This is a genomic window from Achromobacter xylosoxidans A8 (assembly GCF_000165835.1).
Lineage (GTDB): Bacteria > Pseudomonadota > Gammaproteobacteria > Burkholderiales > Burkholderiaceae_B > Achromobacter > Achromobacter xylosoxidans_B.
This window is the reverse complement of sequence record NC_014640.1, coordinates 6,865,303-6,880,370: the sequence shown is the minus strand read 5'-3', so window position 1 is coordinate 6,880,370 and position 15,068 is coordinate 6,865,303. Positions and strand designations below refer to the sequence as shown.

Below are 15,068 nucleotides of genomic sequence, written 5' to 3'. Positions count from 1 at the left end.
GCGCGCACAAGGCGCGTCGCGAGGACTGCAATGGGATGACCGGCCACGGGATGGGGCCGCTTGCAAAGGACGGGCATGGCTCACGATAAGCGGGCATGCGACCGGGGAAATCTGTCTCTGAGTCTTCTTGAAGCGCGCCGGTCTTGCCGCCAGCGTGAGCGCCGATTGTAGGCAGGGGCCAAAGCGCCCGAGAAGCGCTATCACATGCTTTTGTGTTTTTTACGCTTCGGTAACAGTCCTTCCGTGTGCCGGCCAATTCCGTAAGGTCTGTGTCTAAAAATCAGTGCTGCTGGGAGATAAGTGTTCAATTTTTTACTCGGGTGTTAGCTATCTGTAAGAAAAATCTGTAGTTGTTAGGTTGCCGTTGCATGCGGAAAGAGATGCCTAGAATTCACCCTTCCGTGGAGCAGCGCGGAGCGTAGTGGTTGTATCCAGGCAGCATCCCAGCAGGCATTTAAGTGATGACTATGGAATTCGCCGACATCCTCAATACACTCGATTCACGTCTGCCCTGCGGGGAAGACCTCGAATACGACGCTGACTTCCTGCAACTGCAGCAAGCCGCGGCGGGTCGCGACGAACAGCAGTTCGGCTCGACCATCATTGCCGCGCAGCCGCCTGACTGGCGCGAAGTCGAACGCCTGGCCCGCGCGCTGCTGGAACGCACTCGCGACCTGCGCATCATCGGCCTGTTGACCTCGGCCTGGACCGAGATCCGCGGACTACCGGGCTATAGCGATGGCCTGGCGCTGGCCGTCGACACCCTGGAACGCTATTGGGAGCCGGTGCATCCCCGGCTCGACAGCGTCGGTGAAAACGATCCCATGCCCCGTATGAATGCGCTGGCGGCCTTTGGCGACATGCAGGGCTGCGCGCGCAGCGTGCGTTCGGCCAGCCTGGTCAGCGGCGTGCACGGACAACTGACTTTGCGCGATACCGAGGCGCTGCTCGATGGCAGCCGACAGGACGCAGACGCCTATCCGGGCGGGCGTCCGCGACTTGTCGAGCGCCTGCGCCAGGCCTGGGCGCAAGGCAATGCCGACGCGCAGGCGCTGCAGTCCGCGGCCGACGCGCTGCGGCGCATGCAGAAACTCGTGGCGGACAAGCTGGGTGATGCCTGGACGCCCGATTACGCCGCCATGCTTCGCACCCTGGACCTGGTGCTGGAGGCGACGCGGGACCTTCAATCCGCGCCGCAGGCCGAAGTTCTGGCGGACGATGCACCCGCTGCTGCGGCCCCTTCCGCCGCCATGCATCTCGCCGCCGACGGTGCGGCGCGCAGGCAGGACTTGCCCATCCAGTCGCGCGACGAAGCGCTGGCGATGCTCTCCAAGGTGTGTGCGTACTTCGAGGCCAACGAGCCCGGCCATCCCGCGCCTTATCTCATCCGCCGCGCCCAGCAGCTTATCCCGATGAGCTTTCACGACATCATCAAGAATCTGGCCCCCCAGGGGCTGGAGCAATTCGAGGCATGGCTGCCGCGGTCCGAGGCAAACCGGCAGGAACCGTAAGGCGGGCCAGCCGCCGCACCAACAAAAGGAGACGACACCATGGCGACCAGCCTGAAGGGAAGCGGCCAGAAGTTCATTGCAAGAAACCGCGCGCCGCGGGTGCAGATCGAGTACGACGTGGAGATTTACGGCGCGGAGCGCAAGATCCAGCTGCCGTTCGTGATGGGCGTGCTGGCGGATCTGGCCGGCAAGTCCGAAACGCCGCAGCCGGAGGTGGGCGAGCGCAAGTTCCTGGACATCGATATCGACAACTTCGATGAACGCATGCGTTCCATCCAGCCGCGCGTGGCGTTCCAGGTACCCAACACGCTGACGGGCGAAGGCAATCTGAACGTGGACGTCACGTTCGAGAGCATCGATGATTTCTCGCCCGCTACCGTCGCCCGAAAAGTTGGCGCGCTGAACGAATTGCTGAGCGCGCGCACGCAGTTGGCAAACCTGTTGACGTACATGGACGGCAAGACCGGCGCCGAGGAACTGATCGGCAGCGTGCTCAAGAACCCGGCGCTGATGAACGCGTTGGCGGCGGCGCCGAAGCCGCAAGAGGAGCCGCGCGCATCCGACGCCCCTGCCACGGATCCCGCCGCCTGATTTCCGCACGAATCGCTTTTCGGAGAATGCCATGACCGCAGTGGCCAAACGCGCCGACGCGCGCGCTGTCGAGACCTTGCAGGCGGACGACCTGTCCGCCCTGCTGAAGAAGGAATTCAAGCCCAAGACCGAGCAGGCGCAGGAGGCGGTGGAGCACGCGGTGCGCACGCTGGCGCACCAGGCGCTGGAGAACAGCGGTGTCGGTCTGTCGTCGGACGCCTACCGCACGATCCAGGCCATCATCGCCGAGATCGACCGGAAGATGTCGGAGCAGATCAACGGCGTGATGCACCACCCCGATTTCCAGCAGTTGGAGGGCGCGTGGCGCGGCCTGCATTACCTGGTCACCAATACCGAGACCGACGAGCTCCTGAAGATACGCGTGATGTGCATGTCCAAGTCGGAGCTGGGCCGCACGCTCAAGCGGCACAAGGGCGTGGGCTGGGACCAGAGCCCCATCTTCAAGCGGGTGTACGAGGAAGAGTATGGCCAGTTCGGCGGCGAGCCTATCGGTTGCCTGGTCGGCGACTACTACTTCGACCATAGCCCGCCCGACGTGGAACTGTTGGGTGAGATCGCCAAGATCTCGTCCGCCGCGCACTGCCCCTTTATCGCGGGCGCCTCGCCCAACGTGATGCAGATGGATTCGTGGCAGGAACTGGCCAACCCGCGCGACCTGACCAAGATCTTCACCAACACGGAATACGCCGCATGGCGCAGCCTGCGCGAGTCCGAGGACTCGCGCTACATCGGGCTGGCGATGCCGCGCTTCCTGGCGCGGCTGCCCTACGGCGCCCGGACCAATCCGGTCGACGAGTTCGACTTCGAGGAAGACACCGACGGCTCGAACCACGATCGCTACACCTGGACCAATTCCGCCTACGCCATGGCGGCCAACGTGAACCGCTCGTTCAAGCTGTACGGCTGGTGCACGTCCATTCGCGGCGTGGAATCGGGCGGCGCCGTGGAGAATCTGCCCTGCCATAGCTTTCCCACCGATGACGGCGGCGTGGACCTGAAGTGCCCGACCGAGATCGCCATCAGCGACCGGCGCGAGGCCGAGCTGGCCAAGAACGGCTTCATGCCGCTGGTGCACAGGAAGAACTCCGATTTCGCTGCCTTCATCGGCGCGCAATCGCTGCAAAAGCCGCATGACTACTACGAGGCCGACGCCTCGGCCAACGCCAAGCTGGCCGCGCGGCTGCCCTATCTCTTCGCGTGCTGCCGTTTTGCCCATTACCTGAAGTGCATCGTGCGCGACAAGATCGGCTCGTTCCGCGAGCGCGACGACATGGAGCGCTGGTTGAACGACTGGATCATGAATTACGTGGACGGCGATCCCGTGAACTCCTCGCAGGAAACCAAGGCGCGCAAACCGCTGGCCGCCGCCGAGGTGCAGGTGCAGGAAATCGAGGACAACCCTGGCTATTACTCCGCCAAGTTTTTCTTGCGGCCGCACTATCAGCTGGAAGGGCTGACGGTGTCGCTGCGGCTGGTTTCCAAGCTGCCCTCGCTCAAACAGAACGAAGGCTGAGTGGCGCTGACAAATCGGGGCGCAACCGTGCCCCATAACTCCGGGAGACAGATGTGGCAGTGGACATGTTCATGAAAATCGATGGAGCCAATGGCGAATCCAAGGACTCCAACCACAAGGACTGGACCGACATCGTGTCCTTCTCGTGGGGCGCCACCCAGCCAGGAAACCTGGCCAGCGGCGGCGGCCTGGGTGCGGGCAAGGCCAGCTTCAACGACCTGCACGTGGTGGCCCGCATCGACAAGGCCGCGCCCGCCGTGATGAAGCACTGCGCCAGCGGCAAGCATCTCAGCAAGATCGAGCTGTCCATGTGCAAGGCGGGCGGCGAGCAGATCGAGTATTCCAAGATCACGCTGGAGGACGTGCTGGTGTCGTCGGTGCAGATTTCCGGAGATAGAAGTGCGGAGGGCGTGGTGGTGAACTTCGCCTTCCAGGCCGCCAAGGTCAAGCAGCAGTACTGGGAGCAGACCGACAAGGGCGGCAAGGGCGCGGAAAGCCTGGTGGCCTGGGATATCAAGCAGAACAAGGAAGTGGGCTAGGGCGGAGGCACCGATGTCCATAGCTGCCGTTCCTTTCGGCGCGCTCAGCCTGGCTGGCCAGTTGGACGAGCTGCAGGCGCAGGTGCGCCGGCAGCCCGCCGACGCGGACCTGCGCGCTCAGCTGTTCCAGCTGCTGGCGGTGCAGGGCGATTGGGCGCGCGCGGCCGAGCAACTTGACGTCTGCGGGCATCTCAATGCGCAGGCGCGCCCGACGCAGGTGCTCTATGCCAGCGCCATCGCGGCGGAGCGCGAACGCGAGGCGGTGCTCGCCGGGCAAGGCGAGCCTGCGCTGCTGGATGAGCCCGCCGATTGGCTGCGGGACATGATATCGGCGCTGCGCCTGGACGGCACCGCGCCGGCCCAGGCCGCCGAGCTGCGCGGCAAGGCTTTCGAGGAAGCCAGCACGCATGCCGGCCTGCTGGAGCTGGCGGCGCAAGAGGCGGCGCAGCCGTTTCAGTGGATCTGCGATGGCGACAGCCGCCTCGGTCCGGTGTTCGAGTTCCTGACGGGCGGGCGTTATGTCTGGCTGCCCTTTGCCGGACTCAAGCGCGTGCGCCTGCTGGCGCCGGAAGGCCTGTGCGATCTGATCTGGGCGCAAGCCGAGATCGAACTGACCGATGGCCAGGCGCGGCAGGGCCTGGTGCCGGCGCGTTACCCGGCGGCGCCGGGCTCGCGCATGGTCGAACTGTCGGACTCGGCCAAGCTGGGCAGGACGACCGATTGGCGTACGCTGCACGGCGATACCTATGCGGGCGTGGGGCAGAAGATGTGGCTGACGGATGCCGCGGAAACGGCCCTGCTCGAGGTGCGCAAACTGGAGTTGGCGTGATGGGCCACGCAGACCGTCCGGGCGATTGGGAACCGCTGTCGCGCGGCCAGCGCGCGGCGCGGGACCGCCTGCAGCCGTCGCTGCTGGATCGCCTGATGGATAACGATCCCGCCAAGCGCGAGGAACCGCGCGAAAACGCCATGCTCACGCATGAGGCGTTGCGCGCGGCGGTGCTGCGGGACCTGCGTTGGCTGCTCAATACCGTGAACCTGCAGGCGTCCCAGGACTTGTCGGCGCATCGGCCGGTGGCCGCCTCCGCGCTGAACTTCGGCGTGCGGGCCATGGCGGGAAAGCGCATGTCGGAGATCGATTGGATCGACGTGGAAGAGTCGATCCGCGAAGCGATAGCCGCATTTGAGCCGCGCATCCTGCGCTCTTCGGTGGAAGTGCGCTGTGTGTCGGACGCTGGCACGCTGGAGCACCACAACGTGCTGAGCCTGGAGATACGCGGCATGCTGTGGTGCGTGCCGCAGCCGCTCGAGTTCCTGTTCCGCACGGACATCGACCTGGAGAGCGGCCACATGGATCTGCGCGATCTGGGTGGTGCCTGATGGACGATCGCCTGCTGGATTACTACAACCGGGAACTGGTCTATCTGCGGGAGCTGGGCGCGGAATTCGCGCAAGCCCATCCCAAGGTGGCCGGACGCCTGGGCATGAATGCGACCGAGGTGGCCGATCCCTATGTCGAGCGCTTGCTGGAGGGCTTCAGCTTTCTGACTGCCCGCATCCATATGAAGATGGATGCGGAATTTCCGCGTTTCTCGCAACGGCTGCTGGAGGTGGTGTACCCCAACTACCTGGCGCCCACGCCAGCGATGGCCATCGTGCAGTTTGCGCCCAGCATGAACGAGGGCACCTTGGCGGGAGGCTTCGAGCTGCCACGCGGCACGTTGCTGCGCGGCCGCGTGGCGCGCGGCGAGCAGACGCCCTGCGACTTCACCACCGGCCACGCCCTGCGCCTGTGGCCCCTGCAGGTCACGCAGGCGGAGTTCACAGCCGCGCCGCAGGATCTGCCGCTGGCGCGCCTGGGTCTGACGGGGCGCACCGCGCGGGTGCTGAGCGCGCTGCGTATCCGGATAGAGGTATGCGGCGGACAACGGCTGGAAGACCTGGATCTCGATCAACTGGTGTTTCACTTGAACGGCCAGGACCTGCAGATGCAGCGCCTGCTGGAAGTCGTGATGGGGCATACCGTGGCGGTGCTGGGCCATGACGCCGCACGGCCGCTAGCCTGGATCAACAGGCTGCCCCCGGGCGCGGTGCGCCATGAAGGCTTTGCCGACGAGCAGGCGCTGTTGCCGGGCGACGCGCGCGTGTTCCAGGGCTACCGGCTGCTGCAAGAGTACTTCGCGTTCGCGCAGCGCTATCTGTTCTTCAGCATCAACGGACTGAAGCGGGGGCTGCGCACGCCCGCGATGCCCCAAGGCGCGCAGCGCGAGACCCGCGCATTCGACCTGACCCTGTTGTTCTCGATGGCGGCGCCGGAACTGGAGGGCGCGATATCGGCCGCCAATCTGGCGTTGCATTGCGCGCCGGTGATCAACCTGTTCGCCAAGCGGGCGGACCGCGTGGCGGTAACCCCCAGGACTTCCGAGTACCACGTGGTCATCGACCGCAGCCGCCCGCTGGACTACGAGGTCTACGGCGTGACGCGCGTGGCGGGCCACGCTTCCGCACAGCGCCAGGAGCAGGAGTTCCGGCCATTCTATGGCTCGCTGGGCAGCGATCCCGACGAGCACGGCGCCTACTTTTCCGTGCGCCGCGAGGCGCGGCTGGTTTCGGACATTGCGCAGCGCAACGGCACCCGCAGCGGCTACATCGGCAGCGAGGTGTTCCTGTCGCTGGTGGACCGGCGGGAAGCGCCGTTTTCCGGTGACCTGCGCCACCTGACCCTGGAAACCCTGTGCACCAACCGCGATCTGGCGTTGCTGCTGCCGCTTGGGACCGAGACCGACATGACCCTGCGCGTGTCGGCGCCGGTGCGCTCGGTGAAGGTGCTGCACGGACCCACGCGGCCGCGCGCTGCGCTGGCGGAGAATGCCGCGACCTGGCATCTGATCAGCCACCTGGGCCTGAACTACTTGAGCCTGACTGACCTGGACGCAGAGCAGGGCGCGCAAACCCTGCGCGAGATGCTGCACGTCTACGGCAGCCTGGCCGAGCCCGCCACGCGCCGGCACATCGCCGGCCTGCGGCATGTCAGCGCCACGCCGGTGCATCATCGCCTGCCGGTGCCAGGCCCCATCGTCCATGGGCGCGGCGTGCGCATTGCGCTGCAGGTGGACGAGACGGCGTTTTCGGGCATCAGCCCCTATTTGTTCGGCGCCGTGCTGGAGCAGTTCTTCGCGCGCCACGTATCGATCAATCTGATGTCGGAGCTGGTCCTCTCGAGCCTGCAGCGCGGTGAGATCGCCCGCTACCAGCCCCGCATGGGACGCCGGCCCGTGGTCTAGGGCCTGTGCACACAAAAAGGAGCGCATGATGAAGTCCGCGACACCTCTGAGCCGCATGGCTTACGACCCCGTCCATCTGCTGGGCGAGTTGCTGCGCCGCGAACCCGACGGCAGCTACGCGGTGGCTTGCGACGGCCGTGTCTGGACCGCGCAGCGCGCCGCCAGCTGCCTGCTGGAGCCGCAACCGGGCGACGAGGTGCTGATCAGTGGCCCGGACCCCGCCCGGGTCTACCTGATCGCCATCACCGTGCAGGCCGATCCGGGGCGCACCACGCTGCAAGCCGAGGGCGAACTGGTACTGCGTTCGCGCAGCGGCGAGGTGCTGCTGGAGAGCGAGCGCGCCGTGCGCGTGCGCGCGTCCGAGTACGCGGTGGAAGCCGAGGAAGAACGCCATACCTGCGGCAGCATGCGCATGGTGGCGAAGCAGCTGCATGCCACCGTGGGTGAGACGCGTCTGGTGGGCCGGAACTATGAGGCGGTGCTGGACCGCATGACCCTGATGGCGCGGCTGTCGCTGCGCAGCGTCAGCGAGATGGACCAGGTGCGCGCCGGCGCCATCGATTTCCAGGCTGAGCAGAGCGCGCGGCTGCACGCGGCCTACACGATGGTGACGGGCGGCGACCTGGTCAAGGTGGACGCCAAGCAGATCCACATGGGATAGGACGGTGGACATCGCCCAACCCCTTGCCGCTGCCGAAAATCCGCCCGCCGCGCCAGACGGCGCGCTGGCGCAATGGTGGCGCGCGCTGGAGCGCGAACCGCACGCCCACGACCTGTTCCATGCCTTGCGCTGGATAGATGCGCTCTCCGGGGCGCGCAAGCCGCTGGGCCGCGACACGGTCGCGCGCCACGAACCCGTGCGGCTGCGGCAGGAGCCGTCGATGGCATTCGCGCCATCCACCGTAGCGGGCGCGCGCGCAGCCATGGGCGGCCAGCCCGCGGAACTGTCGATATTCAGCTTCGGCCTGTTCGGTCCGAACGGGCCCTTGCCTCTGCATCTGACGGAACACGCTCGCGAGCGCATGGCGCATCACGGCGACCGCACGCTGTCTGCATTCGCGGACGTGTTCCACCATCGGCTCATCCTGCTGTTCTACCGCGCCTGGGCCGATGCGCAGAGCACGGTCAGCCTGGATCGCAAGGATGAGCGCTTCACGCGCTACGTGGCCAGCCTGCTGCACATGGGCGAACCGTCGATGCGGCGCCGCGACGCCGTGCTGGACCATGCCAAGTACCACATGGCGGGGCATCTGACGCGCCAGACCCGCAATCCGGAAGGACTCAAGCACATCCTGCAATCGTTCTTCGGCCTGCCGGTGCGCATCCGCGAGTTCGTGCCGCAGTGGATCCGCCTGGAACCGGCACAGCGACTGGGGCTGGGCGGCTTGGCGGGGCTGGGGCGTGACACCGTGCTGGGGATCGCGGTGCGCGATGCCCAGCACAAGTTCCGCATCGAGATCGGTCCCTTGGCGCTGGCGGACTACCAGAGCTTTCTGCCTGGAGGCGAGCGCGCCCGGCAGCTGACGCATTGGGTCAGGCATTACATCGGCATGGAGCTGGCCTGGGATCTGCGCCCGGTGCTGCGTGCGCAGGATGCGCGCGGACTGGCCCTTGGGGCGCAGCGACCGCTGGGCCTCTCTTCGTGGCTGGGCAAGCGCCGGCCCGAGCAAGGCGAAGCTGGCGATCTCCTGCTGGATTATGAAAGCCGCGGCCGTATCCCGCCGCGTGGCCGCTTGCCGGCTTCAACCTCAACGACCACGCGCGCCTGACGCGCCACCCTGCCATGTCGGATATCGGCCGCATCGACCTCTTCGGAAAGCTCAATCCGCTGCTCTACCAGACGCTGGAGGGCGCCACCGCGTTCTGCAAGCTGCGCGGCAATCCCTATGTGGAACTGGTGCATTGGGTGCATCAGATCCTGCATGCGCAAGACAGCGACCTGCACCGGATTGCGCGCCGCTTCGGACTGGACATGGCGGCATTGCAAGCCGACCTGACGGCGGAGCTGGACCGCCTGCCGGCCGGGGCGGGTTCGGTGTCCGATCTGTCCGAACACATTGATCACGCAGTCGAAAGGGCCTGGGTGTTGGGGTCGCTGCGCTATGGCGCGGCACGCATCCGCAGCGCCCATCTGCTGGCGGGACTGGCGCGGACCTACGCGCTGCGCCACGTGCTGCTGGGCATGTCGGCGCAGTTCTCGCGCATCGTGCCGGATACGCTGCTGGAACAGCTGCAAGAGATCGTGCAGGGCTCGCCGGAAGACGCGGCCGAGGCGGCGTCCGTTGCCGCCGCCGGGGCGCCGGGCGAGGGCGGTTCCGCGCTTGCGCGCTTCGCGGTCGATCTGACCGCTCGCGCGCGCGCGGGCGAGATCGATCCGGTATCCGGACGCGACGAGGAAATCCGCCAGCTCATCGATGTGCTGATGCGGCGGCGCCAGAACAACCCGCTACTGGCCGGCGAGGCCGGCGTCGGCAAGACGGCCGTGGTGGAAGGCCTGGCGCTGCGCCTGGCGGCGGGAGAGGTGCCACCGCAGCTGCGCGACGTTGCGCTGTATCTGCTGGACATCGGCCTGTTGCAGGCGGGCGCGGGCGTGAAGGGCGAGTTCGAGCAACGGCTGCGCGGCGTCATAGACGAGGTGCAGGCCAGCGAGCGGCCGGTGGTGCTGTTCATCGACGAGATCCACACGCTGGTGGGCGCAGGCGGCGCCGCGGGCACAGGGGACGCGGCCAACCTGTTGAAGCCTGCGCTGGCGCGCGGCCAGCTGCGCACCATAGGCGCCACCACCTGGTCGGAATACAAGAAGTACATCGAGAAGGACCCCGCGCTGAGCCGCCGCTTCCAGGTCGTCCAGGTGCACGAGCCCGACGAGGCGCGTGCATTCGGCATGCTGCGGGGCCTGGCTGAAACGCTGCAGGCCCATCATGGCGTGCTGCTGCTGGACGAGGCGATCGAGGCGGCGGTGACCTTGTCGCATCGCTATATTCCCGCGCGCCAGCTGCCTGACAAGGCGGTGGCGCTGCTGGACACGGCCTGCGCGCGCGTCGCGGTCAGCCAGCATGCGGTGCCGCCCAGCCTGGAGGACGCGCGCAGGCGGGTCCAGGCACTGGAGTTGGCGCAGCGCATCGCCGAACGTGAACTGCGCCTGGGCGAAGGCGACGCGCAGCGGATCCAGCGCCTGGCGGCCGAGCAGGCCGGCGCCGCGGACGATGAGCGGACGCTGGCGGCGCGCTGGGAGTCGGAACGTGCGTTGGCCGGGCATGTGCTGACATTGCGCAAGACGCTGGACCTTGCTGCGTCCGATGCGCAGGAAGACCAGCGCCGCGCGTTGGCGCAGGCGCGCGTAGCGCTGGCGGCCAGCCAGGGCGAGACGGCGATGGTGCATTGCGCGGTCGACGCGGCGGCGGTCGCGGCGGTGGTGGCCGACTGGACCGGCATCCCCGTGGGCCGCATGCTGCGGGACGAGGCGCGCGCCGTGCTGGATCTGGCGGATACGCTGTCGACGCGGGTGATCGGCCAGCGCGAAGCGCTGGAGGCGGTGGCGCGCCGGGTCCAGACCTCTCGTGCCGGCTTGACCGACCCGGACAAGCCGGTGGGCGTGTTCCTGCTCTGCGGCCCCAGCGGCGTCGGCAAGACGGAGACCGCGCTGGCCCTGGCCGAAGCGCTCTACGGTGGCGAGCAGAACCTGATCACGATCAACATGAGCGAGTTCCAGGAGTCGCATACGGTGTCCACGCTCAAGGGCGCGCCGCCTGGATACGTGGGCTATGGCGAGGGCGGCGTGCTGACCGAGGCGGTGCGCAGGCGGCCCTACAGCGTGGTGCTGCTGGACGAGGTGGAGAAGGCGCACGCCGACGTGCATGAGATCTTCTTCCAGGTCTTCGACAAGGGCTGGATGGAGGACGGCGAGGGGCGCTACATCGATTTCCGCAACGCGGTGATCATCCTGACCTCCAACGTGGGTGCGGACCGCATCGCGGCGCTGTGCCGCGACCCGGAGCTGTTGCCGGACAGCGTCGCGTTGGCCGCGGCATTGCGCGAGCAGCTGCTGCAGGCCTTTCCGGCCGCTCTGCTGGGGCGGTTGGTCGCGGTGCCGTACCTGCCGTTGCCGGACACCATGCTGGCACGCATCGTGGACCTGCAATTCGAGCGCGTGCGCCGCCGCCTGTCGGAGCACCACGGCATCGTGCTGGAGGTGACGCCCGAAGCCACCGCGCTGGTCGTGGCGCGATGCGCCGAAGTGGAGTCGGGGGCGCGCATGGTGGATGCCGTGCTCACCAACACGGTGCTGCCCAGGATCAGCCGGGAGCTGCTGGGCGCTTCGATGCAGGACCGCAGGCTGAGCAGGGTAGGCCTGTCAGCCGCCGACGGGGAGTTCCGTTATGACTACGCCTGAGACTTCAGCGGTCTTGGCCGCCAGGCTCTGGCTTGACGGGCGCGGGCCGCAAGTAGCCGCCGATCTCCCGCAGATGGTCGGATGCGCTGCGATGGTCCGCGGACTCGCGCGGACGGCCCAAGGCATCATCGACGGGATGGGCGCGGTGCTCGGCCAGCGCATCGTCGGCGGGCAGGGCGGACGGGGTGCCGTCCGAGAAGATGCTGGGCGTGCCATCGCCGGGCGCGTCGAACAGCGCCAGGGGATCGGTGAGCGCGCTCGCCACCGCGCCATCGCCGGGCGGCAGGTGGCGCAAGGGGTCTTCCGGATTGCGCGCCTGGGCGGAGTCCAGATCGAAGGGATGCGTGGAGACGTCCGGCGCGCTGCCCACGGGCAAGGTGCCCGGGCCGATCAGGTCGCTGAAGATGTCGTCGTCGGCGACCACGGACGTAGCGGCTACCGCCGCTTCGGACGCGCCCGTATCTGCCCGCAGCCGGTAATCGCCGATCTGCAATTCGTCGCCGGGATTCAGCGGCACTTCCTGGTCCCGCGCGAGCGCCTGGCCATTGACGCTGACGGCGCTCATGCTGCTCAGGTTCAGCACAAAGCCGGCGTCCGCGTCGTTGACGCGGATCGCCGCCTGCACGCGGCAGATGGCGCGCGTGGGATCGGGCAGGGCCAGGTGATTGTCGAGACTGCGGCCTATCGTGGCGCCGGGCGCCGTGAACACGGCGTGGATGGGGTCGAAGGCCGGATCGCCGGCACGCTGGAACACGATGAGTTTCACGCCTGTCTCCTGGGCGCCGTCGGCGCGTTAGCGAGTCTGGGACGCCTGCGCCGCCTGGAAAGCCGGTCCCCACAGGGGATGTCCGGCCTCATTCGGCGCAAGCTGGAACGAGGGTTGCAGCTGCAGGATGCGGACGAAGCTGTCCTCGCACAGCTGGCGGTAGTTGGTCACGCAGTAGCTGAAGGCTTGCAGCTTGAGGGCTTCCACCCGCGTGGGCGTGGGCGCGGACGCCAGCGCGTCGGAAGTCGCCACGGTACGCACGACAGCGCCGAAGCGGCTGGCGGCATATTCGTCGCGGACCTGCTGCAAGGCGTCCACGGCCTGCGGCGATGGCGTGGCGGCACAGGCGGCGAGCAGGGCGAGAGCGGATATCAAGCTGATGCGTGCGGGCTGTTTCATGGCGCGGGCGTGTCGTTCGGGGTGGGTAGGCCTGGTCATTCCGCCGATGATAGCGGCCCGTCGTGCAAGGTATGCGTCGCGGCGTAACAGACGTGTGTACTTTTATTTCCGAGGTCCTATGAGCAGTCCATGCCTACGAATGATTCCGACGGGACGGCGACGCATCGTGGCGATTCTTGCGGGTGTGCTGGCGGCAGCGCTGCTCGCGGCATGTTCGTCGACGGCCAGGCGCGTGCCCGTGCCTTATGCGATCGAGCTGCGCGCGGATCCCAAAGTCAACCAGAACGCGGGCGGCAGGCCGTCGCCGGTGCAGGTGACGATCTACGAGTTGAAGTCAGCCAGCATCTTCGAATCGCGCGACTTTTTCACCTTGCAGGGCGATGCGCATGCGGCGCTGGGCGCTGAGCTGCTCAATGTCGATCAGGTGATCCTGAAGCCGGGCGAGACCAAGGTGGTGCAGTACCCCGGCAATGCCGAGGCGCGCGTGGTGGGCGTGGTGGCGGCCTATCGCGAACTGGAGCAGAGCAAGTGGCGGCTGCTGGTGGCGCTGCCCGAGGCGCAGAACACCAATATGTACAAGGTCTGGCAGTTTTCGCCGAATGAGGAGACGGTGAAAGTCGCGGTCAAGCGCGACGGGCTGGAAGAAGTGGATCGCAGCCGTTCGTGGTGGCCTTTTTAGATGCAGAGAGAACCGGACATGGTGAGCAGAGACAAAGTGATCTGGTCGGAGGGTATGTTCCTGCGGCCCCAGCATTTCCAGCAGTTTGAACGCCATATGCTGCACACCGCGCAGCAGCGCGCGGCCGCGCTCCAGGGGTTCTTCTGGGGCTTCAGCCAGCTGTCGCTGGACCGCGACGCGCTGGCGATAGGCAAAGTGGCGCTGACGCGGGCGCAAGGCGTCATGCCCGATGGCACGCCATTCGATTTTTCGCACCCGGACGCGGCGCCGGCGGCGTTCGAAGTGCCGGCGCAAACGCGCGGCGCGCGCATCCTGCTGGCCCTGCCGCGCGTGCGCGCCGGCGCCAGTGACGTCATCTACGAAGGCGAGGAAGACACGCTGGCGCGCTATCTGGTGCACGAGGCCGAGGTGGAGGACAGCGGATCGGTGGCCCTGGAACCCGTCCTGATGCAGCTGGGCCGCTTGCGCTTGCGGCTGATGCTGGAGGACGAGCTGACCGACGACTGGCTGGGCCTGGGTGTGGCGCGCATCCTGGAGCGCCGCTCGGACAACCGAGTAGTGCTGGACGAGGGCTACATAGCGCCCTGGGTGGCGGCGGGCGAGCATCCGGTCCTGCGCGGCTTTGTCGATGAATTGCACGGATTGCTCGACGCGCGCAGCGAGGCGCTGGCCGCGCGCTTGTCGCAGCCCGGCCGCGGCGGCGTCTCCGAGGTGTCGGACTTCATGCTGCTGGAGACCGTCAACCGCTATATGGGCTCGGTCTGGCATGCGCGCCAGAGCCCCGCGCAGCATCCCGAGCGCCTGTTCCACGACTGGCTGATGCTGGCCTGCGACCTCGCCACCTTCACATCCGCGACGCGGCGGCCGGGCGTATTGCCGGGGTATGCGCACGACGATCTGCAGGGCAGCTTCACGCCCCTGATGAATGAGCTGCGTCGTTCGTTGTCAGCCGTGCTGGAGCAACGTGCCTTGCAGATTCCGCTGCAGGACCGGGGCCAAGGCGTGCGCGTGGCGCAGATCCAGGATGCGGAGCTGTTGCAGTCGGCCGGCTTCGTGCTCGCGGTGCATGCGGATCTGGGCGTGGAGGCCGTGCGCATGCGCTTTCCGGCGCAGGTCAAGATCGGTCCGGTGGAACGCATCCGAGACCTGGTGCACCTGCAATTGCCGGGCGTCGCCGTGCGTGCGCTGCCGGTGGCGCCGCGGCAGATCCCATACAGCGCCGGACATGTCTATTTCGAATTGGATAAGAGCGGCGAATTCTGGAAACAGCTGGAGCGCACCGGCGCGCTTGCGCTGCATCTGGCGGGCGATTTTCCCGGGCTGACGATGGAGTTCTGGGCGCTGCGCGATTGAGCGCAGTCCAACCAGACGG

14 protein-coding genes are annotated in these 15,068 nt (G+C 67.1%); 12 read left to right on the top strand and 2 right to left on the bottom strand.

Annotated features, from left to right (window positions below):
- The first annotated feature begins 461 nt into the window (after positions 1-461).
- The 10 genes from tssA (at position 462) to tssH (ending at position 11,852) form a co-directional block, all read left to right on the top strand.
- Positions 462-1,511 (top strand): type VI secretion system protein TssA, encoded by a 1,050-nt coding sequence (gene tssA / locus AXYL_RS31660; protein WP_041654587.1) that lies wholly within the window; start codon positions 462-464, stop codon positions 1,509-1,511.
- A 39-nt stretch (positions 1,512-1,550) separates the two neighbouring features.
- Positions 1,551-2,102 (top strand): type VI secretion system contractile sheath small subunit, encoded by a 552-nt coding sequence (tssB, locus tag AXYL_RS31655; protein WP_013396977.1) that lies wholly within the window; start codon positions 1,551-1,553, stop codon positions 2,100-2,102.
- Positions 2,103-2,133: 31 nt separating this feature from the next.
- Positions 2,134-3,636 (top strand): type VI secretion system contractile sheath large subunit, encoded by a 1,503-nt coding sequence (gene tssC, locus AXYL_RS31650; protein ID WP_013396976.1) that lies wholly within the window; start codon positions 2,134-2,136, stop codon positions 3,634-3,636.
- A gap of 71 nt (positions 3,637-3,707) precedes the next feature.
- Positions 3,708-4,175, top strand: coding sequence for an Hcp family type VI secretion system effector (locus AXYL_RS31645; RefSeq protein ID WP_085947903.1), 468 nt, complete (start codon positions 3,708-3,710; stop codon positions 4,173-4,175).
- Between the two features lie 13 nt (positions 4,176-4,188).
- Complete coding sequence (locus AXYL_RS31640; RefSeq protein ID WP_013396974.1) at positions 4,189-5,004, top strand: type VI secretion system accessory protein TagJ; 816 nt, start codon at positions 4,189-4,191, stop codon at positions 5,002-5,004.
- Positions 5,004-5,555, top strand: a complete 552-nt coding sequence (gene tssE / locus AXYL_RS31635; RefSeq protein WP_013396973.1) for a type VI secretion system baseplate subunit TssE — start codon at positions 5,004-5,006, stop codon at positions 5,553-5,555. The genes AXYL_RS31640 and tssE overlap by 1 nt, the downstream gene beginning before the upstream one ends.
- Positions 5,555-7,459 (top strand): type VI secretion system baseplate subunit TssF, encoded by a 1,905-nt coding sequence (gene tssF / locus AXYL_RS31630; protein WP_013396972.1) that lies wholly within the window; start codon positions 5,555-5,557, stop codon positions 7,457-7,459. The genes tssE and tssF overlap by 1 nt, the downstream gene beginning before the upstream one ends.
- Before the next feature lie 25 nt (positions 7,460-7,484).
- On the top strand, positions 7,485-8,120 hold the full coding sequence (locus AXYL_RS31625; RefSeq protein WP_237709963.1) for a DUF3540 domain-containing protein: 636 nt from the start codon (positions 7,485-7,487) through the stop codon (positions 8,118-8,120).
- 4 nt (positions 8,121-8,124) lie between these two features.
- Positions 8,125-9,228: a type VI secretion system baseplate subunit TssG gene (tssG, locus tag AXYL_RS31620; protein WP_013396970.1), complete on the top strand. Its 1,104-nt coding sequence runs from the start codon at positions 8,125-8,127 to the stop codon at positions 9,226-9,228.
- Positions 9,229-9,242: 14 nt separating this feature from the next.
- Entirely contained in the window at positions 9,243-11,852 is a 2,610-nt protein-coding gene (tssH, locus tag AXYL_RS31615; RefSeq protein WP_013396969.1) for a type VI secretion system ATPase TssH, read from the top strand.
- Between the two features lie 4 nt (positions 11,853-11,856).
- Here tssH and AXYL_RS31610 read toward each other — a convergent pair whose 3' ends face one another.
- Both AXYL_RS31610 and AXYL_RS31605 read right to left on the bottom strand, forming a co-directional pair.
- Positions 11,857-12,618 carry an FHA domain-containing protein gene (locus AXYL_RS31610; RefSeq protein ID WP_013396968.1) on the bottom strand — a complete coding sequence of 254 codons (762 nt, stop codon included), beginning with the start codon at positions 12,616-12,618 and terminating at the stop codon, positions 11,857-11,859.
- A 27-nt stretch (positions 12,619-12,645) separates the two neighbouring features.
- Complete coding sequence (locus tag AXYL_RS31605; protein ID WP_013396967.1) at positions 12,646-13,017, bottom strand: TssQ family T6SS-associated lipoprotein; 372 nt, start codon at positions 13,015-13,017, stop codon at positions 12,646-12,648.
- A 139-nt stretch (positions 13,018-13,156) separates the two neighbouring features.
- On the opposite strand from AXYL_RS31605, the gene tssJ reads away from it, so the two are divergent.
- Both tssJ and tssK read left to right on the top strand, forming a co-directional pair.
- Positions 13,157-13,696, top strand: a complete 540-nt coding sequence (tssJ, locus tag AXYL_RS31600; protein ID WP_013396966.1) for a type VI secretion system lipoprotein TssJ — start codon at positions 13,157-13,159, stop codon at positions 13,694-13,696.
- 18 nt (positions 13,697-13,714) lie between these two features.
- A complete protein-coding gene (gene tssK / locus AXYL_RS31595) occupies positions 13,715-15,049 on the top strand; it encodes a type VI secretion system baseplate subunit TssK (RefSeq protein ID WP_013396965.1) in 1,335 nt (444 codons plus the stop codon).
- The last annotated feature ends 19 nt before the right edge of the window (positions 15,050-15,068 follow it).

Bases quoted from the DNA above. Each gene is read 5' to 3' on its own strand.
- tssB (WP_013396977.1), top strand. From the start codon at position 1,551: ATGGCGACCAGCCTGAAGGGAAGCGGCCAGAAGTTCATTGCAAGAAAC.
- tssJ (WP_013396966.1), top strand. From the start codon at position 13,157: ATGATTCCGACGGGACGGCGACGCATCGTGGCGATTCTTGCGGGTGTG.
- tssK (WP_013396965.1), top strand. From the start codon at position 13,715: ATGGTGAGCAGAGACAAAGTGATCTGGTCGGAGGGTATGTTCCTGCGG.
- tssC (WP_013396976.1), top strand. From the start codon at position 2,134: ATGACCGCAGTGGCCAAACGCGCCGACGCGCGCGCTGTCGAGACCTTG.
- AXYL_RS31640 (WP_013396974.1), top strand. From the start codon at position 4,189: ATGTCCATAGCTGCCGTTCCTTTCGGCGCGCTCAGCCTGGCTGGCCAG.
- AXYL_RS31645 (WP_085947903.1), top strand. From the start codon at position 3,708: ATGAAAATCGATGGAGCCAATGGCGAATCCAAGGACTCCAACCACAAG.
- AXYL_RS31625 (WP_237709963.1), top strand. From the start codon at position 7,485: ATGATGAAGTCCGCGACACCTCTGAGCCGCATGGCTTACGACCCCGTC.
- tssE (WP_013396973.1), top strand. From the start codon at position 5,004: ATGGGCCACGCAGACCGTCCGGGCGATTGGGAACCGCTGTCGCGCGGC.
- tssF (WP_013396972.1), top strand. From the start codon at position 5,555: ATGGACGATCGCCTGCTGGATTACTACAACCGGGAACTGGTCTATCTG.
- AXYL_RS31605 (WP_013396967.1), bottom strand. From the start codon at position 13,017: ATGAAACAGCCCGCACGCATCAGCTTGATATCCGCTCTCGCCCTGCTC.
- tssA (WP_041654587.1), top strand. From the start codon at position 462: ATGACTATGGAATTCGCCGACATCCTCAATACACTCGATTCACGTCTG.
- tssH (WP_013396969.1), top strand. From the start codon at position 9,243: ATGTCGGATATCGGCCGCATCGACCTCTTCGGAAAGCTCAATCCGCTG.